The sequence below is a fragment of the Streptomyces sp. DG2A-72 genome, from assembly GCF_030499575.1.
Lineage (GTDB): Bacteria > Actinomycetota > Actinomycetes > Streptomycetales > Streptomycetaceae > Streptomyces.
The window spans coordinates 286,073-311,638 of the sequence record NZ_JASTLC010000001.1; the positions used below are offsets into that span (position 1 = coordinate 286,073).

General features: G+C 69.2%; 22 protein-coding genes and 4 pseudogenes. 7 read left to right on the forward strand and 19 right to left on the reverse strand.

Going from position 1 to position 25,566, the window contains the following annotated elements:
* Positions 1–11: 11 nt before the first annotated feature.
* The 10 genes and pseudogenes from QQY66_RS01560 to QQY66_RS01595 form a co-directional block, all read right to left on the reverse strand.
* The gene (locus tag QQY66_RS01560) at positions 12–1,277 is read right to left on the reverse strand and encodes a PP2C family protein-serine/threonine phosphatase (RefSeq protein ID WP_301977207.1); all 1,266 of its coding nucleotides are present in this window, start codon (positions 1,275–1,277) and stop codon (positions 12–14) included.
* A 293-nt stretch (positions 1,278–1,570) separates the two neighbouring features.
* Entirely contained in the window at positions 1,571–1,906 is a 336-nt protein-coding gene (locus QQY66_RS01565; RefSeq protein WP_301977208.1) for a hypothetical protein, read from the reverse strand.
* Between the two features lie 88 nt (positions 1,907–1,994).
* On the reverse strand, positions 1,995–2,348 hold the full coding sequence (locus tag QQY66_RS01570; RefSeq protein WP_301977209.1) for a hypothetical protein: 354 nt from the start codon (positions 2,346–2,348) through the stop codon (positions 1,995–1,997).
* Positions 2,349–2,383: 35 nt separating this feature from the next.
* Positions 2,384–3,886: an FG-GAP-like repeat-containing protein gene (locus tag QQY66_RS01575; RefSeq protein ID WP_301977210.1), complete on the reverse strand. Its 1,503-nt coding sequence runs from the start codon at positions 3,884–3,886 to the stop codon at positions 2,384–2,386.
* A gap of 234 nt (positions 3,887–4,120) precedes the next feature.
* Positions 4,121–4,312, reverse strand: a pseudogene (locus QQY66_RS50185) (transposase); the annotation flags it as partial.
* A 33-nt stretch (positions 4,313–4,345) separates the two neighbouring features.
* On the reverse strand, positions 4,346–4,579 hold the full coding sequence (locus tag QQY66_RS01580; protein ID WP_301977211.1) for a hypothetical protein: 234 nt from the start codon (positions 4,577–4,579) through the stop codon (positions 4,346–4,348).
* A gap of 44 nt (positions 4,580–4,623) precedes the next feature.
* Positions 4,624–4,764 (reverse strand): annotated as a pseudogene (locus tag QQY66_RS50190) (hypothetical protein); the annotation flags it as partial.
* 40 nt (positions 4,765–4,804) lie between these two features.
* Positions 4,805–4,939 carry a hypothetical protein gene (locus QQY66_RS01585; RefSeq protein ID WP_301977212.1) on the reverse strand — a complete coding sequence of 45 codons (135 nt, stop codon included), beginning with the start codon at positions 4,937–4,939 and terminating at the stop codon, positions 4,805–4,807.
* Between the two features lie 104 nt (positions 4,940–5,043).
* Positions 5,044–5,337 carry a hypothetical protein gene (locus tag QQY66_RS01590; RefSeq protein WP_301977213.1) on the reverse strand — a complete coding sequence of 98 codons (294 nt, stop codon included), beginning with the start codon at positions 5,335–5,337 and terminating at the stop codon, positions 5,044–5,046.
* On the reverse strand, positions 5,337–5,963 hold the full coding sequence (locus QQY66_RS01595; protein ID WP_301977214.1) for a hypothetical protein: 627 nt from the start codon (positions 5,961–5,963) through the stop codon (positions 5,337–5,339). The genes QQY66_RS01590 and QQY66_RS01595 overlap by 1 nt, the downstream gene beginning before the upstream one ends.
* A 160-nt stretch (positions 5,964–6,123) precedes the next feature.
* On the opposite strand from QQY66_RS01595, the gene QQY66_RS01600 reads away from it, so the two are divergent.
* The 4 genes and pseudogenes from QQY66_RS01600 to QQY66_RS01615 all read left to right on the forward strand — a co-directional run bounded on the left by QQY66_RS01600 (position 6,124) and on the right by QQY66_RS01615 (position 9,478).
* On the forward strand, positions 6,124–7,062 hold the full coding sequence (locus QQY66_RS01600; protein WP_301977215.1) for a sigma-70 family RNA polymerase sigma factor: 939 nt from the start codon (positions 6,124–6,126) through the stop codon (positions 7,060–7,062).
* Positions 7,063–7,119: 57 nt separating this feature from the next.
* The gene (locus QQY66_RS01605; RefSeq protein WP_301977216.1) at positions 7,120–7,683 is read left to right on the forward strand and encodes a dihydrofolate reductase family protein; all 564 of its coding nucleotides are present in this window, start codon (positions 7,120–7,122) and stop codon (positions 7,681–7,683) included.
* Positions 7,680–7,997 carry an EthD family reductase gene (locus tag QQY66_RS01610; protein WP_301977217.1) on the forward strand — a complete coding sequence of 106 codons (318 nt, stop codon included), beginning with the start codon at positions 7,680–7,682 and terminating at the stop codon, positions 7,995–7,997. Before QQY66_RS01605 ends, QQY66_RS01610 begins: the two co-directional genes overlap by 4 nt.
* Positions 7,998–8,441: 444 nt before the next feature.
* Positions 8,442–9,478 (forward strand): annotated as a pseudogene (locus tag QQY66_RS01615) (RNA-guided endonuclease InsQ/TnpB family protein).
* 18 nt (positions 9,479–9,496) lie between these two features.
* Here QQY66_RS01615 and QQY66_RS01620 read toward each other — a convergent pair.
* Positions 9,497–10,885 (reverse strand): HupE/UreJ family protein, encoded by a 1,389-nt coding sequence (locus tag QQY66_RS01620; RefSeq protein ID WP_301977218.1) that lies wholly within the window; start codon positions 10,883–10,885, stop codon positions 9,497–9,499.
* Complete coding sequence (locus tag QQY66_RS01625) at positions 10,882–12,099, reverse strand: DUF3500 domain-containing protein (RefSeq protein WP_301977219.1); 1,218 nt, start codon at positions 12,097–12,099, stop codon at positions 10,882–10,884. The genes QQY66_RS01620 and QQY66_RS01625 overlap by 4 nt, the downstream gene beginning before the upstream one ends.
* Positions 12,100–12,435: 336 nt before the next feature.
* Between QQY66_RS01625 and QQY66_RS01630 the strand changes: the two genes are divergently transcribed.
* On the forward strand, positions 12,436–12,765 hold the full coding sequence (locus QQY66_RS01630) for a hypothetical protein (protein ID WP_301977220.1): 330 nt from the start codon (positions 12,436–12,438) through the stop codon (positions 12,763–12,765).
* A 227-nt stretch (positions 12,766–12,992) separates the two neighbouring features.
* Here QQY66_RS01630 and QQY66_RS01635 read toward each other — a convergent pair whose 3' ends face one another.
* The 7 genes and pseudogenes from QQY66_RS01635 to QQY66_RS01665 all read right to left on the reverse strand — a co-directional run bounded on the left by QQY66_RS01635 (position 12,993) and on the right by QQY66_RS01665 (position 23,066).
* The gene (locus QQY66_RS01635; protein WP_301987104.1) at positions 12,993–14,993 is read right to left on the reverse strand and encodes a ricin-type beta-trefoil lectin domain protein; all 2,001 of its coding nucleotides are present in this window, start codon (positions 14,991–14,993) and stop codon (positions 12,993–12,995) included.
* Between the two features lie 17 nt (positions 14,994–15,010).
* Positions 15,011–16,387 (reverse strand): glycoside hydrolase family 43 protein, encoded by a 1,377-nt coding sequence (locus QQY66_RS01640; RefSeq protein ID WP_301977221.1) that lies wholly within the window; start codon positions 16,385–16,387, stop codon positions 15,011–15,013.
* A 605-nt stretch (positions 16,388–16,992) separates the two neighbouring features.
* The gene (locus tag QQY66_RS01645; RefSeq protein ID WP_301977222.1) at positions 16,993–18,198 is read right to left on the reverse strand and encodes an NAD(P)/FAD-dependent oxidoreductase; all 1,206 of its coding nucleotides are present in this window, start codon (positions 18,196–18,198) and stop codon (positions 16,993–16,995) included.
* 242 nt (positions 18,199–18,440) lie between these two features.
* Positions 18,441–19,196, reverse strand: a complete 756-nt coding sequence (locus QQY66_RS01650) for a dienelactone hydrolase family protein (RefSeq protein WP_301977223.1) — start codon at positions 19,194–19,196, stop codon at positions 18,441–18,443.
* A gap of 1,216 nt (positions 19,197–20,412) precedes the next feature.
* Positions 20,413–20,609 (reverse strand): annotated as a pseudogene (locus QQY66_RS01655) (LLM class flavin-dependent oxidoreductase); the annotation flags it as partial.
* Positions 20,610–20,656: 47 nt separating this feature from the next.
* Complete coding sequence (locus tag QQY66_RS01660) at positions 20,657–21,979, reverse strand: HupE/UreJ family protein (RefSeq protein ID WP_301977224.1); 1,323 nt, start codon at positions 21,977–21,979, stop codon at positions 20,657–20,659.
* 10 nt (positions 21,980–21,989) lie between these two features.
* Positions 21,990–23,066, reverse strand: a complete 1,077-nt coding sequence (locus QQY66_RS01665) for a DUF3500 domain-containing protein (protein ID WP_301977225.1) — start codon at positions 23,064–23,066, stop codon at positions 21,990–21,992.
* Between the two features lie 297 nt (positions 23,067–23,363).
* Here QQY66_RS01665 and QQY66_RS01670 point away from each other — a divergent pair, with 297 nt between their 5' ends.
* The gene (locus tag QQY66_RS01670; RefSeq protein WP_301977226.1) at positions 23,364–24,059 is read left to right on the forward strand and encodes a response regulator transcription factor; all 696 of its coding nucleotides are present in this window, start codon (positions 23,364–23,366) and stop codon (positions 24,057–24,059) included.
* Positions 24,056–25,498, forward strand: a complete 1,443-nt coding sequence (locus QQY66_RS01675; RefSeq protein ID WP_301977228.1) for a HAMP domain-containing sensor histidine kinase — start codon at positions 24,056–24,058, stop codon at positions 25,496–25,498. The genes QQY66_RS01670 and QQY66_RS01675 overlap by 4 nt, the downstream gene beginning before the upstream one ends.
* Positions 25,499–25,566 lie beyond the last annotated feature (68 nt).

Here is a 25,566-nt window from a genome sequence, read left to right on the forward strand (position 1 = left end):
CCACTCCCCATTCAGGAGCTGGAGCGCTGCAAGTCGTGTGCGTGCGCGGAGCGGTGCTGGAGCCGGGCGGCCAGTGCCGCGACATCGTCTTCGGCGTTGCGGGCGTCGAGGCGGGCGAGCGCAGTGTCGAGGACGTCCTCGACGCCGGCGACAGCCGAGAAGCTGAGACCGGCCAGCCGGTGCAGGGACTGGTCGATGTCCTCACCGCGGCGCTCGACGAGTCCGTCGGTGAACAGCATGAGCGTCTCGGAGGGCTCCAGCCGGTAGGTCGCCGGCTGGTAGCCGCCGAGGCCGGTGCCCAGGGGCGGGCCGACCGGCACCGGAAGGAGTGCGACCCGGCCCTCTCCGTCGATCACGGCCGGCGGCAGATGCCCGGCACTGGCCAGGGTCACCAGCCCGCGGACGGGGTCCACGCGCGCGATGAGGCAGGTGGCCGGGCGGCGGTCCGCCTCCCTGGAGGCGATGTCGTCGAGCTGGCGCAGCACGCGATGCGGCGGCAGGTCGGCGGAGGCTATGTACCGCAGGGCCGAGCGGTAGGCCGCCATGTCCACGGCGGCTTCCAGGCCGTGGCCCATGACGTCACCGACGACCAGGAGCGTACGTCCGAAGTGCAGCCGGACGGTCTCGCACCAGTCACCGCCGACCAGGGCCCGCTGCCCCACCGGCAGATAGCGGATGGCGACGTCCAGGTTGGGGTGCGGCCGACCGGGTTCGGCGAGCAGTGCGCGCTGCAGCTTGCCGACGATGTCGCTCACCGCGTCGTGCTCCCGGGCATGCCGGATGTTCGAAGAGGCCCGTTCCGCGAGGAACTCCACCAGCTCTCCCTCGGCGCGCGTGAACGGCACACCCTCACGGGCGCACACCAGCAGGCCGTAGTGGTGCCCGCAGGCGGTGAGCGGCACGCACAGCGCGGGCCGGGAGCCGTCGGAAGCCGCATGCACGACCCCGCCCTCCCCCAGCGCCGCCGACTCCCCCGCGACAGCTGCCGCCCACTCGGCGTCGGGCAGCACCGCCGGGTTCCCGCACACGGCCTCGTACTCCGAGCCGCTCCCGCTCCGCACCCGCAGGATCGCCGCCGCGGCTCCCACCTGGCCGGCGACCTCCCGGGTCAGCTCCGCACAGGTGGTGTCCTTGTCCAGCGTCGTACCGATCCGGCCCGCAGCCGACCGCAGCGCACCCAACAGGGACGGCGCACCCACGCCTCGTGCGGGCGCACCGCCGCGACCGCCGGCCTCCACGGCCGCCGGACTGTGAATCGACTCGAACCCCTGCGCCACACCCACCACCCTAAAGGCGTTGCAAACCGGCCAACGTAACGCCCGGGTTTCATCATGCCGAACACACATTCGCTCAAATGTGGCCACCGGCCGCCGACAACCATGTGGCGATGCCGGTATCGGTATGCCGCGAGCCAGCCACGCCAGACGCCCTGCTGAGTTCCTTGACTGAGTGGGCGTATTCCGCATAGGCGTTGAGACGCCGCTCGCCCCATCGGACGGACCGCGGGCGCCGCCACCGCATGCGCTCGTTCGCGAGAGGAGCGCGCACTCTGCGGGACATCGACCGGCGCTCAGTGCGGCGGCGGTTCAGCGCGCCGAGCCGCGGCAACATGGCCAAGTCGTCGCGTACCGCCCAACGCTCGGCGATCCGCCCGTCGGCCGGCCGGTAGGCGAAGGTGACGTCTCTGCGGCACGTCCCGCTCGGCACCCCACCGGGCCGGGTGCAGGTCGCGGCGGGCCCGCATCAGGAACTGCCGGCTGCCCTCGACGCCTGTCGGGATGGTGGGCGTCAGCGCGTGGTTCACCATGTCAGGCGTACACAGGGCATCCAGCCGCCCGAAATCGCCGACACCGTTGCCCAACTCGTCAAGCTCCCGCACCACTGCCTTGTTGGGCTTCACATCCATCCTGCTGAGTGTTCAGCAGTTCCCTACCGGGCACAGCGCGATCGCCCCCGCGCGGGAGCCAGGGACCTGCCCTGTGGCTGAACGGCGCTCAGTAGCCGGGCGGGATGCGGTCCTGCGGTCCGTCGGCGACATCTGCCGCGCCGTCGTCCAACTGCGCCCGCTCGGCCACGGCCGGGTCGGTCGAGTCCGAGACCAGCTCGGCGATGCGCAGGGTGCACTCCCACTCCGACAGCCGGCCTTTGATCACCACCAGGTATGACTCCTGGTCGGCGAAGCGGTACACACGGCGCCGCTTCTCGACGATGTTTTTGCTCGGTACATACGTGTGGAGGGCAGCACGGAGTGCCTTCAGTGCCTGCTCCTTGGTTTCCTGCCCATGGCAGATGAACTCGGTCCTGTATACGTCGCTGTAGTACTCCGCGATCACAACCCAGTTGCCCATGCACTCCCCCTCGGCGCCATCACGGTTGGTGTTCTTCAACGGCCGTGAGGGGCGAGCGTCTCCCCGAAACGGGCGTCGGCGGTGGGGGCACGGAGCGTGCCGCCGTTGAAGGACCATGATCGGTTGGTGGAGAGGCCGCCGCTGGTGCCGGGGAAGACCCAGACGCGGCCGTCGCCCGTGTCCTCGCCGGGGGCGGAGGCGATCAGGCTGGCCCTGAGGTTACGGTCGGCGTCGATGAGCCGCAGCGCGCCGCCGAACTGGTCGGCCTTCTCGGGGGTGCCGGGGACCGCCCTGGGGCTCTGACTGAGGGTGCGGATGCCGTTCGTGGTCAGGCCCGTGGCAGAGCCCCGCATCACCCAGACGGTGCCCGCGTCGAGGGCGGTGCCCATGTCGTTCCCCGGGGCGCCGATCGCGACGTCGCCGTAGCCGTCACCGTCGACGTCACCCACGGTGACGGCACCCCCGAAGCGGTCGCCGACCCGGTTGACGCCCGGGACGCCAGGCGAGTTCTGGGTCCAGAACTGCCTGTTGGAGCCGCCGGTCGGGCTGCCCGGGCCGCCGGGTCCGCCGAAATGGACGTAGATGACACCGGCGCCGGAAGGGTTGCCTGCGGAATCGCGCTCGGTGGGAGAGCCCACGACGAGGTCGGTGTAACCGTCCTTGTTGACGTCGCCCGACGCACCGACCGGGCCACCGCCGGAAATCTCATAGCGGTCCGCCCACCCACCCCGCCCCCCGGACACGTAGATCGCCCTGCCGGACAAGCCCGCCTGGCCGTAGCTTTCGGTCCCGAGAATGACCAGGTCGTCCGCGCGGTCCTTGTTGTAATCGCCCATGGTGAGCGAGGCGGGACGGAAGTCCGCGGGCACGTACAAGGACAGTGCGCTGTAGTCCGAGCTCATGACCCGGCCGTAGGACATGACTTCGAAGCTGAAGGCCCACAAGGTGCTTCTGGAGATGATGGCGACCGACGAGTCGTCGACCTTGAACCACCCGGCGGCCAGTCCCATCCCGAAGCGGTTGCCCGCCACCGGGGTGATCTCCCGCAGCCATCGGCTGTCGGTGGCCTGCAGCCCGGTCGCGGAGCCGAACAGCACGGTGGCCGAGCCCGCGTCGACGGCGGAGCCGATGTCCTTGCCGGGTGCGCCGACGACGAGGTCGTCGTACCCGTCGCGGTCCACATCGGCCGTGGCGGTGGACTGCCCGAACCGGTCGCCGGTCTGGGCGAGACCTTCCACGCCGGGGGTGCTCATGCTGAAAGTCGCCCGCCGGGAGGTGGAGAGGCCGGTCGCCGAGCCATACAGAACGGCGACGTAGCCGGCGCCCTTCTTGCCGCTGACGGTGCCGCCGGGGGCGGAGACGACGAGATCGCGGTAGCCGTCGCTGTTGAAGTCGTCGTGGGTGATGGGCGCGGGGGCGGCCGTGGCCGAAGTGGTCGTCGCGGTGATCGTGGCGCCGATCGTCAGCAGCACGGTCGCCGCGGCCGTGGCGGTCGTCCGGCTCGTCCTGCGTCTGCTGGTGGGTCGCTTGCTGCGCACGATGTGGCTCCCAGGATCGCGGCATGGCCGGGCGCGGAGCGGCGGGGGCCGGCGAGGGGCCCGTCCCCGCCGTCGCCAGTTGGACCCGGGAGCGGGCCCAAGGGTTGCGCCACGCGGTGAAGTCGCGGTCCGCCCTGTCGGGACGTGCTCCAGGTTCGGCGGCAGAGGGCCGTCCACGTCGCGGCCCACTCCTTCGCCATGCTCGCGTGCGCAGGAATCTGCAGTGGCCCACATGTCCGCGTTGGGTTTGCGTAGGTAGGCGCGGAAGCCTCGAGAGCTGTAGGCCTTGTCCGCGATGACCTGGTCGGGCCTGCAGCGGGGTCGGCCGAGGCCGGTGCGCGGGACCCGGATGCGTTCGAGGAGCGGGCATGCGCAGATACTGTCGTGCCGCTGGCCCGGGGTCACCAGCACGGCGAGTGGACGGCCTTTGCCGTCGCAGGGCGAGGTGGATCTTGGTGGTCAGGCCTCCTCGGGATCGGCCGAGGGCGTGATCGTCCGGTTCGTCCTGCCAGTGGCGCCCTCTTTTCGGCCGGTGGCCGCGGCGTGCTGGTGAGCGCGGACGATGGTGGAGTCGATCTGGACGAGCCAGTCGATGTCGCCGGCCGCGTCGGCCTGGGCCTGGATGTGCTGAAGAGCGTGAGTGAACACGCCGTCCAAGGCGTAGCGGCGGAAGCGGGTGAGACGGTCTGCCACGGCCCGTAGCGATCCGGCAAGTCACGCCAGGAGATCCCGGTGCGGATCTTGTAGACCATCCCGTTGATGACCTGCCGGTCCGACACACGCGGACGTCCCGTTGTGGCACGCGGTATGAGCGGAGCGAGCAACTCCCACTCCAGATCGGTGAGTTCATGGCGCCGTATCACCCCACCGTGATCCACCCTCCGATGATCTTTGAAGACGGACCCTAGTCCAGTGAACTCACTTGTCGGGTCCGGCAAGCTCTTCGGTCAGGGTTCGGAGCACCTCAAGGCTCGGTGTCGCCTGATGGAGGGTTTGGGAGCTTCTGCCGCTGGCTTCCGCGAGCTGTCCCAGGCGTTCGTCCAGCTTCTTCACCGCACGGGACTGAACCACGGCGTCGCCGAGGAGCAGTGCGCCAGCACCAACGGCGATAGAAGTCGCGGGGAGCGAGATCGAGGTTCCACGAAGTCGGCCTAGGGTCATGAACTTCCTGCCAGCGCTTTCGCGGTGGCAGAAGCAGTTGCTGTGATTACTGTGTCTGCCGCCGAAGACGGCAAGCTCACGTTCTTCGACGCGGGCCGGAACCGGGCACGGATGCTCTCGTCAAGCTGGCCGAGCCGGCCATGGACGTCTTCGATCTCAGCACGGAGCCCGGCAGTGGACTGAGTGATGCGCTCGGCCAGGGTCCTGGCGACGTCAGGCTTCTTCTTGTGATACTCGAAGGCGATCTTGGCGAGTCCGAACTGGACCGTAGCCGCGTAGCACTTCGCCATCAGATCAAGTACAGGATCGCCTCTTCCACCGCCTCCTTACTCAGGCTCTTCTCCGCCTTACGTGGGGACTTCTGCTCGGCGTTCTCCAGCCTCGTGACCGCATCCTGAAGATGGCGAAGGCACTTGTGCCTCGCATCACCCAGGCTGTTCCTTGTGACCGAGAAATCGCTCGCCTTGACGCCGCGCTTGCCGTGAGCACGCAGCCGCGCGACCAGATCCTCGACCTGCTCGACGGCATTCTCGACAGCACCGGTCTGGTCGGTCCGCGAGTGCTCGTGGATCTCGTCCAGCCCCTGCCGGATGGCCTTGATATCCCGGGCCATCTCGGCCGTCTGAGCTTGAGCCGCGATGGCACCCAGAACGGCCGCCCCACCCGACATGGCGGCGACAACCGTGGCGGGACGGATACGCATCAGACGCGTCCATTGGCCTCGGTCGTTACGGATAGCGCTCTGGATCCAACCCCCTCCCCCGGTGATCACCTTGCCGCCCCTCATCACCTCGCGAGAGGTCTGGTCGACTTCGACCAGATGGGCGGTCAGGCGCTGAGACTCAATGAAGGACCGGACCGCAGGGTCCAGTGTCCGCACGAGAGCCGCCCATTCGCCGGAGGTGGCCAGTTTCATTTCCCCACTCGCGGCCATGTAACGGGGAGTCAAGTGGCCGCGAATGTGCACAGGGAGTAATCGGCCTGGGAGGACGCCGCGTGGCAGCTGTCCGAAGTCCTGGCGGATCCCGCTGAAGCCCCCTCGCGGGGGTGTAAGACCGGTGCAGCATGATGAGCCCGTGGACTTCGAGCAGTACAGGGGTGAGTTGGTGGCGTTCTGCTACCGGATGCTGGGTTCGGTGCACGAGGCCGAGGATCTGGTGCAGGAGACGCTGCTGCGTGCATGGAAGGCCCGCGACCGCTACGACCCGGCGCGCGCGTCGGTGCGGACCTGGCTCTACCGGATCGCGACCAATGTGTGCCTGACCGCGCTGGAGGGCCGCGGGCGGCGTCCGCTGCCGTCCGGGCTGGGGGTGCCGAGCGACAACCCCGAGGCGCCACTGACGCCGACGCTCGATGTGCCCTGGCTGGAACCGTTCCCCGACGCGCGGTTCGATGTGGAGATCAGGGCAGATCTGCGACTTGCGTGGGTGGCGGCGGTGCAGGTCCTACCGGCGCGGCAGCGGGCGGTACTTGTGCTGCGCGAGGTGCTGGCGTTCACCGCCGCCGAGGTCGCCGAGCAGTTGGGGACTACGGTCGCGGCGGTCAACAGCGCGTTGCAGCGCGCCCGTGCCGCCCTCGCCGCTGTGGGCGATGCCGGTGCGGTCAGCGAGCCGGACGATCCCGAGGTGCGGGCGGTGGTCCAGCGGTACATGCAGGCGTTCGAGGCGGCGGACGTGCCCGCGCTGGTGCGGCTGCTGGCCGACGACGCGGTACTGGAGATGCCCCCGGTGCCGTTGTGGTACCGAGGCAGCCGGGACTACGGCCGGTTCATGGAGCGGGTGTTCCGGGTGCGTGGCAAGGGCTGGGGCATGCGGGAGCTCACCGCAGGCGGGCAGCCTGCGCTCGCCGCATACGCGCCGGGGCGCGGTGGCGGGCACCTGCTGCACACCCTGCAGGTCTTCACCGTCACCGACGGCCGCATCGCGCACAACGTGGTGTTCGCCGATCCGCGCGTGTTCGACGCCTTCGAACTGCCGGGGGAGATTCCCGCAGGCGAGTTCCGCCGGGAGCGATGAGTCGGGGCGATGCGGCCGGTACGTACCGGTGAGCACCGAACCGAAGGGAAACTCATCGTGAGCGTCATCGTCATCGAGTTCATCACCCTGGACGGGATCGTGTCCGACCCGGACGGGTCCGCCGGGTCGTCGCGGGGTGGCTGGGCATTCCGGCACGGCCCGGAGGCGGTCGCCGGGGACAAGTTCCGGCTCGGCCGCACGCTGGACGAGGGGGTACTGCTGCTCGGGCGCACCACCTGGCAGCTGTTCTCGCGGCTGTGGCCCGGTCGCGACGACCCGTTCGCCGCGCGGATGAACGCCGTGCCGAAGCTGGTCGCCTCCCGCACCCTGACCCACATCGACACGTCGGTGTGGGCGAACTCCCAGCTCCTTGACGGCGATCTGGTCGACGCCGTCAAGCGCGAGCACCGGGACGTGGTCGTCACCGGGAGCCTGAGCGTCGTGGACCGGCTGATGGCCGCGGACATGATCGACGAGTACCGGCTGCTGACCTTCCCCACCCTCCTCGGCACCGGCCGGCGGCTCTTCCCGACCGATGGCCCCCACGCCGAGCTGGAGTGCCTGGCCGCCGAGCAGGCCGGTGCCGTCGTCCTTACCCGCTACCGGAGGGCCGCCCGATGACCGCCCGTTTCATCGTCCTGTTCGAGACGCCCGCCGGCCCCGAGGCATTCGACCGGCACTACCACGATGTCCACATCCCGCTCGCACGCCGCCTTCCGGGGCTGCGCCGCTACACGATCGGCCGCGACCTGGTCGCCGTCCGCGGCGGCTTCCCCTACTACCGGGTCGCCGAGCTGGAATGGGACTCGATGGACGAGTTGCACGCCGCGTTCGCTTCACCCGAGGGACGCGCCGCCGCGGCCGACACGGCGCACCTGCAGAAACTCGCCCCGGTCCGCAGCATGATCTTCACTGTGGACGAGAGCGTCCTGTAGGCGATCTCTACCGTACGCGTAACGAACCACGCTGAGGAGCTCGTCCCTCGGATCGTCCGCTTCGGCGCTAGCGAAGACGCCCCGCTCGCCCGAGCGTTGCGAAGCAATCAGCTACCGACGCTCAGGCCAGTCGGCGCACCCCGTCGGCTCAGGGGCTTGTAAAAAACCTTGGAGAAAACCCAGCGAGTGGATCTTCAGCCGAGGCGTACAAGCCCGCTGGTCAGTGGGGGTGCGCTGGTGCTCGCGACGGTTTCCCGGGCGGACATCTTGCGCGACCTGACCGCTGACGTGAACAGCGTAGCGGATCGAGGCGGAGCGGAGGTGTGTAGTACGGGGGGTGGGGCGTTGCGAAGGGTGTGACCTGCGGTTTTCTGTGTAGGGCTGGTTAGTGTTCGTCTCGGTCTGCGCGGAGCGGAGGCTCGGTTTGTCCGTTCCGTCGCCGACGTGGAGCCGAGGTCATTACGGCTGTCCGGCACCGGAACGACACGCACGCACGCACCGCTCTGGCTGCGGGAGGGGGCCAGCGTTCCTCAGCAGCAGATCATCCGCGACTCCGGCAAGTCCCGCGCGAAGGCGCACAAGGACATCAAGGAACGCCGGCCCCAGAAGCAGCGGGCCGGGATGCCGACGTGGAAGACCAGGCGTGAGGCGCTGCCCACCCTCAACTACACGCAGCATGGGTTCCGCCTGAAGGACGGCAGGCTGCACCTGGCGGGGGCGTCGTGGTGACGGTGGTGTGGTCGCGGGAGCTGCCCGCCGAACCGTCATCGGTGCGCGTGTATCAGGACACCCTGGGGCACTGGTGCTGCTCGTTCGTCGTGCCCGCGGCCGTGGAGCCCCTGCTGGAGACCGGCCGCGTGATCGGTATCGACTGGGGCGTGCGGGAGACCGCCACCACCACCTCCGACGCCCACGACCTCCCCCACGCCCAACACGGCAGGAAGGCGAAGGAGAAGCTGACCCGTACGACCGGATGATGGCCCGCCGCAAACCGGCGAAGGGTCAGGCTGCTTCGAACGGCTACCGCGAGGCGGAGAAGCTGCGCGCGAAGGCGCACAAGAAGATCGCCAGGCAGCGGCAGGACACCGGCCGCAAACGGGCCAAGAAGGTCGTGCGCGACCACGACGCCCTCACAGTGGAGGAATTCCGCCCGAAGTTCCTCGCCGGGACCACCATGTCACGCAAGGCCGCCGACGCCGCCATCGGCGTCACCAAACAGGCCCTGATCGAGATGGGCCGCAAGCACCGGTGGGACGTCCGCCTCGTCCACCTCGCGCACACCACGATGGACCGCGCGCACTGCGATGCGAGAGCCAAGCATCGCCTGCTGGGTGAGCGCGCCTACACCTGCACCGCGTGCCGGAGCCGTCTCCTCCGGGGACAAGAACTCCGCCCGCGTGATGCTCGTCCGGGCTGGTCTCCACCCCGCTGGTGCCGACGGCGTAAGACCTCCTGGAGCGCTGCTCCAGGAGGCAGCTTGAGCCAGGTATCCCCCTCGTCTACGAGGGGGAGGATTCCAACTCGGGACATGTCGCCGCAGCGGGCTCGGTCGGCCCGGGCCGTGCGTGCTGACGGGTGGCCAGGGTCCAGGCGGTGGCGGCGAGTGCGGTCACCGTGAGGGCGGCCAGCATCGGCGTGGTGTGGGATCCGGCGCTGTCGGCTGCCCGGGCGACGGGGTTGGGCAGTCCGAGGCGGTCGGCCAGCCAGCCGACGGCCGCGGTGCCGGTGAGCAGGGCGCCGGCCAGTCGTAGCGTGGGCTGGATGCGCAGGCGTGCCAGCATCAGCAGCGAGGGCAGGGCCAGGCAGACCAGCAGGAGCTGGACCAGTTCGATGCCGAGGTTGAAGCCGAGGAGGCTGGTCACGAGCTGTCCGGTGGACAGGTGCATCTCCGCCAGGACGAAGGAGAACGCCATACCGTGGCCGAGCCCGAAGACTCCGGCCACGAGCGCCTCCTTGCCCGGGAAGAGGGGGCGGATCGCGTGGATCGCGCCGACGAGGATGCTGGCGGCGATGAACGCCTCGACCGGCCAGTCCGGGATGTCCAGGCGGCCGAGCGCGGTGACGGCCAGCGCGACGGAGTGCCCGACGGTGAAGGCGAGCGTGATGCGGGCGATCCGGCCGAGCGCGGACCGGGCGCCGACCAGGCCGTCCCAGCGCCGTCCGGTGGCCGCGAGCGGTGCGGGCAGGAGCAGGATCAGCAGGAAGAGCAGGTGGTCGGTGCCGGTGAGGATGTGGTCGCCGCCCAGCTTCACCATGGCGAGGAACCCGCGCCAGGCGCTGCCGTCGCCGAGGTCGACTTTCAGGGCGGGGACGGTCATGGTCCGGGTGTCGACCCGGATGGTGCCGACCTGGGTGGCGCCCTCGCCGTCGATCTGCCCGGTGGCCCAGTCCTGACGTATCGTCACCAGGGCGGTGTGCGTGATGACCTGGTGGACGATGACGTCGTAGTCGAAGGTGAAGTGGCGTACGTCGGTGCCGGCCGGCGGGGTGAGTACGGCCTCGGCGACCAGCTCGCGGTAGGGGCCGGTGGAGGTCTGCTCGGTGCGGCTGAGGCTCAGGCTGCCGATGCTGACCTGCCAGGCCTTGCCCTGGGTGGTGGCCGGGTGGATGTGCTTGCCGAGGTAGGTCCGGATGGCCTCGGCCTTTCCGGACAGCGTGGCCTGGGTGGTGTCGCTCAGGTCGATCCCGCTGGCCCGGGAGAAGTCGTCGACCGGCAGTTCCAGCCGTGCGGCGACCGACGCCTGGTACACGTCGAGTTCCACCACCGAGTGCGGCATCGGATGCGCGGCGGCCGGCGGCGCCCCGAGGAGGAGCGCCGCCGGTACCGCGATCGCGATCCCGGCCACCAGACGCAGTGCTGTGGTCAGCCAGTTTCGCGGTCGGGTCATGAGAAGGAGAACCCGCTGCCGTAGTCGCGGGTGTGGTCCCGGTAGACGGTGTGGTAGTGGACCTTGTCCTGGTAGACGAAGCCGTTCTGGCAGACGAACTCGATCCACACGCTGGGGCCGTCGATGCGGACGTAGTCACCCTGGGTATCCAGGCCCGTGCCGCCGGAGTAGCCGATGTAGGTCTCGTTCAGCTCACGCGCGTACGTCTTCATGAGCCGCTTCGCGGTGACGTCGTCCACGCCCGCGACCCAGGGGTGGATCGCCTCCAGGACCAGCTTCTGCTGCTTGGGTGACAGCTCGCTGGCCTTGATGCCCTCCTTGGTCTCCGGGAACTGACCGTCCTCGCCCGGGCCGAGCAGCACATCGTTGAAGGACTCGGACAGCTTGGCCTTGGCCAGTTGCTCCGTGCTCAGGCTGCCGGTCAGGGCGAGCATGCCGTTGCGGAACTTCGCCATCGGCTCGTACGTGGTGCCGTCGTCCGCGGTCCAGCTGGTGGGCTCGACGCCGGTGAAGAACGGGCTGGCGCCGGCCACCTTGCCGTCCTTGTAGGTGACGTTCACGGCGAGGTGGTGGCCGCCGAACTGCAGTTGCCAGGTGCCGTCGACCGACGGGGTGCCCAGGAACGCCATGAGGTAGATGTCACTGCCGTACCCGGCGCCGCCGCCTGCGCCACCGCCGGGGTCGCCGGACGGTGGGGTGCCCGTGGGGGCGTCGGTGGCCGTGGCGCTCGGGTCCGCCGAAGCGGAGGGGTCGGCCGAGGCCGAGGGGGCGCTCGACGTGCCGCCCGACGGCGCGGCGGGCCCGGAGCCGGAGCTCTCCGCCGAGGCCAGCTGGTCGTCGGCCAGGAGGGTCTCAAGGACGTGCTCGTAGCCGGTGCCCTTGCCGGTCCCCAGGGCTACCTTCAGCACGTTCTTCAGGGCGGCCAGCTGCTCGTCGCTCAGCGAGCCCGTCTGGATGCCGACCCGGCAGGACGACCCGCACGGCAGGTTCGACCACGCGGTCGCGTTCGCCTGGGAGTAGTCCAGGACCGTCGCCGCCTGCTGGTCGGAGTCCAGCGTGTTCAGGAACGCGTTGGCGGCGCTGACCACGGCCGCGACGCCGTTGGCCTTCTTGTCGACCGGGTAGTGGACACCGGCCTTCTTCGCGGCGCCCGTGGTTGTCGCGGCGTTGGCCGCCACGAATCCGCCCCCGACGAGGACCACACCGGCGGCCACGCCGGCTATGCCCCGCCAAGTCCGTCGGTGACGAGCCCGACTTGTTCTCTCTTTGCTCACGAACACTCCCTGAAGACAAGGGTGGGGGACGGTGCGCCGACTCTGCGGGCGGCGGCGTCCAGAACACGCGCGCGCTGGATGAGAGAGCTATCAGCAATATTGTTGACAGCTCAAGGCGCGAGCCTTCGGGCCTGTCCCAATTGGATGGCTGGCACCCCATATAATGGAAATATCCTGGGCTCGTTGACAGGTTTCTCCCATTGCGGCTTCAGCCGCCGAAACGGGCGCGCGTCACGAGAAGACCGCCGTCCCGGCACCTTCTCCACCATCGGCAGGATGGCCGCGCTCCACCTCGCTGAACAGCGTCCGACGCGTGATCGTGGCGACGACGTCCAGAGGGAACAGCCCGCCCTGCACGCGGTCGGCGATCTCACCCTCACCGGCCGCGTCGAGACCACCCTGCGCACCGACACCCCCGACGGCGACCGCCCGGCCCTGCTCGTCGGCTGCGACGGCAGGAACCTGTGGGTCACCGGCCCGGACGGGGACGGGCTGGGCGAGACGGTCCTGACCGAACCCGCGGCGACCCTGCGCATCCTCACCATCGGCGAACACATCGAGGTCTACGCCAACGGCGTCTTCGCCCTCACCACCCTGTGCTACTAGGGCCACCCCGCCCCGTGGACGGCCGTGTCGGAGTGCCGTACCCGCACCGTTCCCGTCCGCCCGATCCGCCTGCCCGACCCCGACCGCGACTACGCCTCGGCCGTCTGGCCCGGTCTGTCCGCCCACTGATTTCCTGCGGTGCGGCTGCCCGGCAGGCGACACCGCCCGTCGCCGGGACCGGTTCGACGGCCGGGTCGGCGACGGGCGGTGTGGCAGCACAGGTGAGGTCAGTTGAGGGTCCACTGCTGGTTCGTCTGGCCGTTGCAGGTCCACAGGATCAGCTTGGTGCCGTTGGCGGTTGCCGCTTCGGAGGCGTCCAGGCAGAGGCCGGAGAGGTTGTTGGTGACGGTTCCGTTGGCGTTGACGGTCCACTTCTGGTTGGTGCCGTTGTTGCAGTCCCAGATGATGACCTTGGTGCCGTCGGTGGTGCCGTTGTTGTCGGCGTCCAGGCACTTGTTGCCGTAGACGACGAGCTCGCCCCGTGAGGTCTGCGTGAAGGTCTCGTTCCGCCCGCCGAAGCAGTCCCACAGGATGGCCTGAGAGGCGTTGGCGATGGTGTTCTTCTCCAGGCCGGCGCAGCGGTTCGAGGCGGCGCCGACGAAGGCCACGCCGTTGGTGCCGGGGATGCCCTGGACACGGATCGCGTCGATGTTGGGCGCGGTGCTGCCGGAGACCGTCGCGAAGCGCACGGTGTTGGTGCCCTTGGCCAGGTGCGCCAGTACGGACACCGTGCGATAGGTCGTGGCTGAGCCGGTCGGCGGGAAGGCGACGACGTAGCTGTACTGGCCGTTGACCTTGATGGTCGCCTTACGGGCCGTGCTGCCACCGTTGGCGTAGGTGATGTCCACCAGCTTGGTGCCCGCCGCGCCGGTCGTGACGGCACTGAACGTGGGTGTGGTCGCCGTGGTGGTGTCCTCGTAGGTCGACCCGGACGCCTCGGTGCCGGAGACGGTGAGCAGGACGGCGTAGTTCGCCGGGACGGTGGTGGAGTAACTCGTGGCGTGGGAGCCGGCGTTGGTGCCGGTCCACACGTTGCGGACGGTGGCGGAGGCGGTGGTCAGGCCGAGGTCGGTCCAGCGGACGGTGATGTTCGCGGCGGAGCCGGTGCGGTTGAGCAGGAGCACCGCGCGCTTACCGGTGCCTGAGAGCACCTTGCCGTACACCTGCAGGTTCCGGGTGTCCTCGGCGACCTTGACGCCCTGTAGCCCGCGTGGGTCCTGGTCGATGGCGATGACCTCGGAGTTGGTGAGGATGTCGCGGGTGGCGGTGCTCATCGTGGCCACGTTGTTGCCGGCCAGCAGCGGGGCGCCGGAGATGGCCCACAGGCCCATGTGCAGCCGGTTCTGAGCGTCACTCAGGCCGCTCATCCCGACCATCAGCATGTCGGGGTCGTTGTAGTACCCGGTGTGCTGGGCGGCCGGGTGCAGCCCCTTGTCGAAGTTGGCGAGCATCATGCCGGTGGTCGGGGTCTGGCCCCAGAAGATGACATCGGTGCTGGTGCGCCACAGGTCGCCGTATCCGGTGGCCCAGTTCCAGGGCAGTCCGGTGCCCCACTCGCAGAAGGACAGGACGAGCTTGTGCCCGGTGATGGCGGTCGCGGCCTCGTTGGCGGCGGTGATGGCCTTGTAGGTCGTCTCCTGGTCCAGGCCCTCCACGCGGCCGCCGCACCAGTCGATCTTGACGTAGTCGAAGCCCCAGCGCTGGAAGGTCTCCAGGTCCTGCTGGTAGTGGCCCTCCATGCCGGTGTTGGGGGCGGCGGGGCGGGTGGTGGGGTAGTAGTAGCCGCAGCCGTTCTTGCCGGCGTCGGTGTAGATGCCGGCCTTGAGGCCCTTGCTGTGGATGTAGTCGGCGATGGCCTTCATGCCGCCGGGCCACAGGTTCTCGTCGACGGCGATGGAGCCGTCGGCGTTGCGGTCGCCCTGCCACCAGCCGTCGTCGAGGTTGACGTACTTGTAGCCGGCGTCCGCCATGCCGGAGGAGACCAGGGCGTCGGCCTGCTGCTTGATGACGGTGTGGTCGATGCTGCTGGCGAAGCTGTTCCAGGACGCCCAGCCCATCGGCGGCGGAGTGACATCGATCTGGCTGGTGCTGACGGCGGTCGGCTCGGCGGACAGCGGTGCCGACGAATCGTGGTCGGCCAGGGCCGTCAGGCCGGCCAGGGCGAGTGCGAGGGCGAGGACGCGCGCGGTGACGCGTCTGGCCCAGCCACGTGCGGAGCTGTACGGCATGGGAAGGCCTTTCATGGTCAGTACCCGACCCGGAAGGTCGCGTCCTGCCGGTCCGTGGTCGTGGAGATGGGGTCGATGCGCAGGACGTAGTCCGAGTGGCGGATGTAGCTGGTGGGGTTGTTGTACGAGCGGAAGGACGCCCAGCTCGCGTCCGCCAGGCCCGCCGTGCGGTAGAAGGTCGCGTCCGCGGCGAACGTCGAGGTGCCGTCGTTCGCGTCCAGCTGGAGCGCGTAGTTGTAGTGCCGCAGATAGCGGGTCGGGTAGTTGACCGACCGGAAGGAGACCCCGGAGCTGTCGGCGAGCCCGGGGACCAGGGTCCACAGGGAGTCCTTGTACGGTTCGATCGGGTACACGTCGATCCGGCCCACGTAGTTGGAGTGGCGGATGTAACGGGCCGGGTAGTTGTAGGACTTGAGCCGGTTCCAAGCCGGTGAGCCCCACTTGGCGAGCAGGTTGTCGTACTCGGTCGTGGTGATCGTCGTGATGCCGCAGTGCTTGGAGTTGACCGGCTGCGTGTAGGTCTTCTGGTCCAGCGCGGTCCAGGTGCCGGAGGCCAGGCTGCTCGACTGCCACGCGTAGAAGACACCGTTGGGCGTGTAGGTGTCGCCCCACAGCCACCAGTTGCCGGACGTGAGGGATTTGACCAGCGTCGGGGCCTCGGTGCCGCCGTGCGCCACCCCGGCGCTGTATTCGGTGAAGCTGCCCGGGTCCAGGGAGGTGGACCTGGCGCTCACCAGCGTCTGGTTCTTCTTGAAGTAGAGGTAGTTGTAACCGTTCACGCCGACCGCCATGTCGCCGTCGATGACGTCGTAGCCGGGGTCGAAGAACACCTGCGGGTCGGAGGCTGTGACGAAGTCGCTGGTGTAGTTGACCATGATGACGTTGTGGCCGCTGTCGTTCACGGACGAGTAGATGACCGCGTACTGGCCTCGGCCGGCGTCCCAGAACGCCTCCGGTGCCCAGCTGTGGGTCGTCATGTCGTGCAGCTTCAGGCGCCGGTAGCCGGTGAAGGTGCGCAGGTCGGCGGAGTCCCAGACGTGGATGTACTGGCTGTTGTAGCTCCAGTCGGTGCCCTTGAGGTCGGTGGCGAGCACCACGAAGGTGCCGTCCTGCTTGCGCATGAGGAACGGGTCGCGCAGGCCCAGTGCGCCGGCGGTGGGGGTGACCAGGGGGTTGTTCTGGTTGAGCGGCGTCCAGTTCAGTCCGTCGGGGCTGACGGCCAGGTGCAGGCCGTAGTCGGTGCCGTCGCCGAGGTTGGTCGACTCGGTGAAGTAGACCATCGCGTACGCCGAGTCGGCGGCGTGGGCGGTGCCCGTGCCGAGCGTCAGGGCGAGGGGGACGGCGGCGGTCATGCCGAGGAGAGCGCGACGGGACAGATGGGGGTTTTCGCTCATCTTGTGCTCCAGGGTGGCGTGCGGGGGCACCCGAAGTGGCCGGTATTTCGAACGGAGTTCGGAAAATCGATCAGACCGTAGAGCCAGGTCATGTGCTCGTCAATCTTCCTGTCATATATTTGTGTTTTCTGTGGGCTCCGGGGCGCGAGTGGCCCCGGGGCGGGCGGGATCGACGTTTGCGAGCTTGGCGTAGCCGCCGGCCCCGGCATTGCTGATCAGCAACCGGACGTCGCCGGTGGCGAGGCGGTCGGTGACAGTGGCCAGGTCGGAGCGTAGGCCGAGGCCGGCGGGGTGGGACCTCGACGGCCGTGTCGGCCTCGCGTAGTCCGTCGGCCAGGTGGTTCAACCGGTCGACGCGCCGGGCGACGGGTGAAATCGCACTCGGTGGCGAGGAGTCGGGCGTAGGTGGCGCCGACGCCGGACGAGGCGCCGGTGACAAAGGCCAGGGGGGCGACATGTTCTCCGCCTGGCGTGGCTGAAGGGCGGTGTGGTCGTGGCGGGGCGGCTGCGGGGAGGAGAAGTCCGGGACACGGACGCCGGGTGTCCCGGCCCCGGCTGTGGCCGGAGCCGGGACACCCCGGGTTCGTGGACGCTGACGTGCGCGCCTACTCGGGCAGCGGGAGGTGACCGATCACCTTCTCGCCAACGGCCGCGGACATCCGGAGAGCCTGGTAGCCGTAGCCGCGCATGGCTTCTTCGTAGGCGCCGATGCCGTCCAGGAGCGCCTTGTCGCCCCGCGCGACGACGAGCAGTTCACCGCCGAGGACGTGCGCGTCGCGCAGCGCGGTGTTGGCGCCGATGCCCAGCGCCGGGCTCATGGCGTGGATGGAGTCGCCCATGACGGTCACGTTCGAGGGCTCCCAAGCGGTCACCGGCACGCAGCTGCGCAGGGTCAGTGGCTGCACCGTGGTGACGTCCCACAGCCGGACGGTCTCCACCAGGGCGGGATGCCAGGAGGCCACGCGCTCCAGCGCGTATGCCTTCAGCTGCTCAGGCGTGGCGGCGAACAACTCGGCGTCGGGCCTCATGAGTTCGACGCGGGAGTTGAAGATGCTCAGCGCGTAGTTCTTGGTGGCTTCGTCCTGGAAGTCCTGGTCCTGTTCCTTGACCAGCGGCGAGTCGGGATTGCTGCGCTCCAGCGGGCCCAGGGTGAGCCCGGTGTAGTCGGAGTCGTAGGCCAGCGAGAAGGTGTTGAACAGCTGCGTCGGCAGCTTGGCCTTCGTCTCCTCGGTGATCGGGACCTTCGCGGCTATATGGCGCGCGGCAAGGTCGGCGACCTTCACCTGCGGCAGCCTCTGGGCCCGCAGGGCGGAGTTGATGCCGTCCGCGGCGATCAGCACGTCGGCCTCGACCGTTTCCCCGGTGTCGAGGAGCACGGTGACGGTGTTGTCCGGGTTGGAGCGATACTCGGTGGCCTTGGCGCCGAAGTGGACGGCCTTTTCCAGGCCGAGGTGGAGGATCCGACGCAGTGTCGAGCGGCACACCACCAGGTGCTCCGGGATGTCGGTGGGCACGCCGATGCCTTCGGTGGCGGACTTGTCCCGGCCCGGGCGGGGGTTGAGCTGCTCGTCGAACAGCAGCATGTCGTCGTTGGGCATGCCGGAGGTCGCCAGGAACAGCTCCCACAGCTCCGGCTCCAGGGCCGCGTAGAGGGCGGAGGTGCCGGTGGAGTTGATGTGGATCCGGTAGCCGGCCTCGCGGGCGCCAATGCTCGTGTCGCGCTCGTAGACGGCCACGTCCAGGCCGTGCCGGTTCAGGTAGTGGGCCAGCGTCATCCCGGCAAGCCCGCCGCCGACGATGACAATACGCATCCCAGACAAAAGTACTCCCAGTGCAAATAGTTCTCGTACTCGGGAGCACACCGGGCCTCTCCCAGGGAGAGGACGATTGACGCAGCCAGGCGTAATCGCCAGTGGCCTGCGCCCCGGACTACCAACCGGGATGCAATTTCGTGTGCTACAGAATTCGTGCGCTACAGAATTGTACACCGGCATTCCGCCGGTGAGGGTCGGACCGGTTTTGTCGCGTGCAGCGCTTCTTTTGGTTCAGCAGGTCAGAGTGTGCGCGAGAGAAGGTCCAGCAGTGCCGCCCAGTGGCGTTCCGCGGTTTCCTGGTCGTAGGCGGCGGTATCGGCCTGCGTGAATCCGTGATGCGCCCCCGCGTACACCTCGCAGCGGTGGCGTACGCCCGCCTCGGCCAGGGCCTTGTTCAGGCGCTCGATCTGCTCGGGCGGCAGTGCGCGGTCCTGGTCGGCATGGCCGAAGTACAGCTCCGCGGTGATGCGGTCGGCGAGCAGGTGCGGGCTGTCCGGCGCGGTGGAGGCGAGGTTCGCGCCGTGGAAGCCGGCTGCGGCGGCCACTCGGTCCGGGTAGCTGCCGGCCGTGCGCAACGCCAGGCCGGCGCCCATGCAGTAGCCGGTGACGCCGACCGGCCCGCCCCTGGTCATCGGGCATTCGGCCAGCCAGTGCAGGTAGGCGTTGGCGTCCCGCATAGCCGCCTCCGGCGTCAGGGACTGGATGATCGGTCCGATCTGCTGGAAGAGCTCCGGGCGTGCGGCCGGATCGACGAAGTCGGGCAGGTCGATCACCGGCGCCCGTCCGTGGCGGTAGAAGACGTTGGGTACCAAGACGGTGTACCCGGCCGAGGCCAGACGGTCGGCCATCTCCTTCAGGTGCGGGCGCAGCCCGAAGGCGTCCATGTAGAGCAGGACAGCGGGGAACGGGCCGGTGCCGTCCGGATGCGCCAGGTAGGCGTCCGCACTGCCGTCCTGCGTGGGAATATCCACCGGTATTCCACGCACAGCGGTCATCTGCATCATCCCCTCCTTTCATTGGTGCGCAATTTGGTCGAGATATCCAAAAGGAAGAGCTCGGCATTATGACTGGTGTCGAGTTGATCGCGGCGATTCATTCTATTCCGCCACGCAGCTTCGTTGGTACCCGTGCGGCAGGTGATGCTTCACCCACTTTCAGCGCCTTGACGAAGCATGGAAAACCTGGTCAGCGCAATGCTCGGTTTGACGGAAAGGAATAAATCCGCCCGCCGGCAGTCGGAGGTCGAGTGGGTTGGGAACGTCGCGTGCTCGCGGGTCCACGGTCATGTCCTGCTCCAAGGCCCGGTGCTGAGGCGGGCGTTCCTGGCCCCATGCCTGTCTGTCGCGGCGAGCCCCGGGACCCGAGGGGGGAGTACGTGGTCCCGGGGCTCGCGCGGGGCGCCGTCCCGTCCCTGCGGAAGGCGCCCGTACCGGCTCTGTTAATTTCCGTCCCCAAGTGTTCGGTGACCAAGTATTCGCTGCAGGACCGTGGAAAACCGCCATCTGTCCTGCGCTGACGCAGAACTTGCGTCAGTCACGCATGGTGGGGTGCGCCATATGCCTCATCCGCCCGCCCGACGGTGATCGAAGCCCCGGACCACACCGGCGCGGCCGTCAGGCCGAGTCGCGGACGATCACCCGCCCGGGAGGGCGGGCGGGTCAGCGGCCTCCAGGCCGAGCACCCTTTGGGCGGCCAGCCGCCCATGCACCTCGGCGTCGATGTGGACGGTGGTCAGTACGCGCGTGCTCAGTTCGCTGTACTCGGTGTCGGCGAAGCCGCTGACGGCCAGGCCGCCGGGCGCGGCGAGGTCGAGGTCGCGCAGGGAGGTGAGCGTGCGCAGGCGATGGCGTCGTCGAAGGCGGGGACGGCGATGACATGGAGGTGCTCGGCGAGGAAGTCGCGCACGGCGCCGCCGGCCGCGGCCCGGGGGCAGGGCAGGACAAAGGCCGGTATCGGCGGCAGCCCCAGTCCGATCGCGGTCTGCCCGGCGAAACCGCGGCGCAGGTCGACGAGAGGGGATGGGCGGTCGGGCAGGGTGAGGGCGATGCGGGTGTCCCCGCGGTCGGCGGGGTGGCGGATCTGCAGGCGGCGTACCCGGCGAAACCGGCCTCCCAGTCGCTGTCCGTGGGCTCGCGCCCGTCCAGGCGGGACTCGGCCAGCCGTAGGACGGCGCTTGGGTCTGCCGCCCCGGGCGGTCGGCCCACGCGCCGCGCCCAGGCCGCGGTGCTCGCGGTTGTACCAGGCCGCGCCGATGCCCAGGGTTACCCGGCCGCCGGACAGCACGTCGAGCGTAGCGGCGATCTAGGCGAGGAGCCCGGGGTGACGGTACGTCACCCCAGTGACCAGAGAGCCCAGTCGCACCGTGGAGGTATGGGTGCGGCCAGGTAGGCCAGGGTCATGTAGGGCATGTCCCCTGGGCACGGCTGCCGCAGCGGCTGGGCAGGCATGAACGCTGTCAGTGGGCTCCGGATCGAAGCGTTCCGTCGCCGTCGGACGGCGTCTGTGGCGCAGTGCGCCGGGCGACGACGGCCAGCGCCGCGACCGTCACGGCGACGAGCAGCGGGTGGTCGACCAGCCACGTCTGGATGCCCTCGAAGGGGTCGGTCGATGTGAGGGTGGCGCGCTCGAGCATCCAGGAGACGGAGAACAGCAGGCCGAGGAGGGCAACCCCGATGCGGAAGGCAGGGTAGAAGGCGGTGCGGGCCAGGACGATCAGGGAGGGCATCATCAGGGCGATGACGAGCAGTTGGGTCAGTTCGATGCCCAGGTTGAAGCCCAGCAAGGTGGTCACGAGCGAGCCGCGGTCGAGGCCGAGGTCGCCGATGAGGGAGGCGAACGCCAGGCCGTGGACGAGACCGAAACCGGCGGCGATGAGGATCTCTCCGCGGGCCACCAGGGGGCGTAGAGCGTGCACAGCGGACACGGCGATCGAGAAGGCGATCAGGGTCTCGACCGGGCGGGTCAGCAGGTTGATCACCCCGGTGGCCGCCAGGACCAGGGTGAGCGAGTGGCCGATGGCGAACGCGGTGACGACGTGGACGACCCGGACGATACTGCGACGCGATGAAGGGGCCGAGCGCCATCGGCCCTCTGCGGCCACCAGCGGGGCCGGGATGAGCAGCATGAGGAGGAACAGCAGGTGATCTGCGCCCTCGCCGACGTGCTCGATACCCAGGCCGGCGGTGGTGGCGAAGCCTCGGATCCAAGAGCCTTCGCCTGCGGGGACCTTCAGGCTCTTGGTGTCGAAGTCGAAGACTCCGACGGTCTCGGCGTCGTCGGTCTTGAGAATGCCGCGGTCGAAGTCGTAGCGGACGGTGGCGATGACCTTGTGGGTGAGCAGTTCCTCGACGATGACGTCGTAGGCCAGGTCGAAGGTGGTGACCCGGCCGCCGGGCGGGCGGAGTTCGAGGGGATAGACGAGGTGCGCCACCTCGTCGATCGTGCGGACTGAACCGGTGCCGAGCCTGACGGTCCAGGGCCGGTCGTCTTCGCCGACGGCCGTGATGTGCTCGGCTGTGTACCGCTTGAGGAACGCCCGCTCGGCACCGAGCACGGTCTCCCGGGTGAGGTCCCGGTCCACGGAGACGGCCAAGCGGTCGACGGGCAGCTGCACCTCCCCCTCGACCCGGTCGTCGCGGACATCGAGGAGGACGGCCGAGGTGCTCATCGGATGGGCGCCGGCCGGCGACACGAGGCCGCCGACCAGTATGAGGGCCGCGAGCAGGAACGTCGGCAGCAGACGAGCTGCCGACGGACGTGCGGGCAGGAGACGGCGCACCGTGGAACCCTCAGCTCCATCCGTAGTCGGCGGTCTGGTCGCGGAAGATCGTGTGCTGGTGCACTCCGTCGACCACGATGCCGCCCTGGTTGGAGAACTCGATCCAGACCGACGGGCCGTCGACCCGTACGTACGTCTCCTTGTTGTCGATGGTCGTCGCGCCGCTCCAGCCCAGATACGTCTCGTCGTACTCGGAGACGTACTTGGCGATGAGCGCCTCGGCGGCCTCCTCGTCCAGGTCGTCGACCCACGTGCGGATCATCGCGGTGACCTTGTCCTGCTGCTTCTTGCTGAGGTCGCCGACCACGACGCCTTCGGGGTCGGGGAAGGGGCCGTCGTTGCCGGGGCCGAGCAGCAGGTCGTCGAAGCTGCCGTCGATCTCGGCCTTCTCCAGTTCGCTGTCGCTGAGCGATCCGATGGCCGCGATGGTGGTGTCCCGCTTGTCCTGGAGCGGGGCGTACGACGTGCCGTCCGTCTCGAACTTCGACGGCTCGATGGCGGTCAGCGTGGGCGAGAGGCTGACGTCGTCCTTGTAGTAGGTGATGTTGTACCCCGCGTGGTGGCCGTTGAACTGGACCGTGAACTGCTCGGTCTCGCTGGGCTCCCCGAAGAGGGCCAGGTAGTACTTGTCCGCGCCGTAGTCGTCGCCCCCGCCGGGGCCGCCCCCGCTGCCCGAGGACCCCACTTCGCTGAGGTACTCGTCCGCTATGCGGATATCCTCCAGCTCCTTGTAACCCTGCTCGCTGAGGGCGGCCTCCATGACCTTCAGCGCCGCGGCCTTCTGGTCGTCGTCGAGGTCGGCGAACTCGATGCCGTTGCGCGCGGCGAGCGAGATCGGGAAGTTCGACCAGCCCTTGGCCTTGGCCTCGTCGTCGAAGTCGTAGAGGGCGGTGTCCTTCTCGTCGTCGGAGAGCGTCTTGAGGAACGCGTTGGCGGCGGCAACGACCTCGGCGGTGTTCGCCTTCCCGGCGCCCGTGCTCGACGTCGTGGAGGAACTCTGGCTCGAAGATGCCTCGGACGACGTGGACGAGGAGTCCTCGGAGCCGCAGCCGGCGACGCCGAGGCCGATGCAGGTGGCGAGGGCCATGCCGCGAACGAGTGCCCGTCTTCGCCTTCCTCCGCGCGGCAGTGACCCGTGTGCGGGCAAAGCCGTCGGGGAAGAGGCGGTGGGGGAATGGGTGGACATGGGACTCCTGGAGTGGTGCGTGCAGGGGCTCCCATCGTGGGTGAGCCGTATGGGACTTCCATGGGAGCCGCTTGTGAATTGGGCAAAGTCCGGGTCCCTGCCGGGCAGGGGCGAATGCGTTCGGAGTGGCGCGAGGGAAACTGGTTTCCTGGGGTAACGGCTGCTGGACGACCAGCGGTTTTGCGCCATCATGTGGGGGTGCCGAACCGTGTCCTCATCGCCGATGACGATCGTGCTGTCCGCGAGTCCCTCGCACGGGCACTGAAGCTGCAGGGATATGAGGTCGTCACCGCCGCTGACGGGGTGGAGACGCTGACCCGAGCCCGTCGGGAGTCGTTCGACGCCCTGGTGATCGACGTGATGATGCCGTACGTCGACGGCGTGGCGGTGTGCCGAGTGTTGCGCGCCGACGGTGATGTGACCCCGGTGTTGATGCTCACCGCGCGCGGCGCCACGTCGGACCGGGTTGCCGGGCTGGACGCGGGCGCCGACGACTATCTGCCCAAACCCTTCCAGGTCCCCGAACTGCTCGCTCGCCTGCGTGCGCTGCAACGCCGGGCCGCGCTTCCACTGCGTGCTCAGGGGGACAAACCGGCCAGCCTGCGCATCGCCTCCCTGCACATGGACCCGGACGCCCGCCGGGCCTGGTGGGCGGAGAAGGAACTGCAGCTGTTGAAGACCGAGTTCGACCTGCTGGAGCTGATGGTGCGCAACGAGGGGATCGTGCTGGCCCATTCGACGATCTCGCACCGAATATGGGGCTACCACTGCGGGACGCACACGAACAATCTGGCGTGCTACATCAGCTATCTGCGGCGCAAGCTCGCCGACGTCGGCGCGCCCGACCTGATCCACACGGTGCGTGCCGTGGGTTACGGAGTGCGGCGGCCATGAGCCTGCGTCTGCGTTTCACCCTCGCCTTCACCGCCGTCGGAGCCCTGGTGGCGGTCCTCATCGCTGTGCTGAGCTTCCGCGCCGCCTCCGACCGCGTCGTCGACGGGGCCAACCGGACGGTCCGAATGGTCGCACTGGCCGTGGCCGAGGATCGGAACACGGCGCATGCCCGCCCAGACGCGGTCACGCGGCGCTCGGACGGCAACCCCGGCACGGGCGGCGACGGGGAGCAGCCGGCGATCGTGCAGGCTGTGGCTCCCGACGGTACGGTCACCCATCTCGGCGGCCCGGACATGGAGTTGACGGTGTCCGACACCGGACGCGCCCTCGCCGCCTCCGGCGCGCCCGGACAGGAGGAGACCACCATGATCGACGTGGGCGGTGCCACCTACTGCCAGCTCACCATTGCCCTGGGCGAGGGCCAAGGGGCCCTGCAGGCGGCCATCCCGCTCGACCCGACACTCGGCGTGCTGGGCGGTATGGCCATGGAGATCGCGGGAGCCGCTCTCGCGGTCATGTGTGCCGCGGCGGGCGCGGGCTGGCTGCTCGCGCGGCGTATCACCCGGCCTCTGGTGCGGCTGGCCGGAGCCGCCGAGGAGATCAGTGCCGACGGCCACGTCGACCGCGAGGTACCGGTGGACGGGCGCGACGAAGTCGCCCGGCTCTCAGCGTCGTTCAACACAATGATCCGCCGGCTCGCCGCCTCCCGGGCTGTGCGGGAGAGGCTGGTGCAGGACGCCGCCCACGAAGTCCGCACCCCGCTGACCAGCCTGACCACCAACGCGGGCGTGCTGCGCTACGCCACCGAGCTCTCCCCGGACGACCATGACCGGCTCCTCGACGACGTCGAGGACGAGACGCGCGAGCTCGGTCACCTGGTCGGCGAGCTGGTCGAGCTGGCCCTCTCCCGGAGCCGCGACGACGCCGAACAGCCCGTGGAACTGACCGAGGTGGCCGGCCGGGCCGCACGGCGGCTGCACCGGCGCACCGGCCGGATCGTCCTGCTCGACTCCGACGACTGCTTGGTCCGCGGCCGCCGCCAGGCACTGGAACGGGCCGTGAGCAACCTGCTGGAGAACGCTGCCAAGTTCGATGGTGACGGCGAGGATCCCATCGAGGTGCACATCCGTCGCGGCACGATCACCGTTTCCGACCGGGGACCGGGCATCGCCGTGGAGGACGCGGAGCGGGTGTTCGACCGGTTCTACCGGGCCGACACCGCCCACGGCGTGCCCGGGTCCGGGCTCGGCCTGGCCATCGTCCGCGAGGTGGCGGAGATGCACGACGGCACCGTGTTCGCGCGATCACGATCCGGCGGCGGGGCGGCCGTGGGGTTCACCGTGGACCCCTCCCGGCTCCTGCCGTCCCCGGAACCGGATCTCGCGGGGTCACAGGACGAGCAGTTGCCCGAGCGTCGCGCCGGGCGGCATCCGGACTGAGAGCCGCGGCATGAACAAGCACCGACCCGTCCCCATGCCGCCGCAGGACCGCGCGAGCCGCTCCGGCG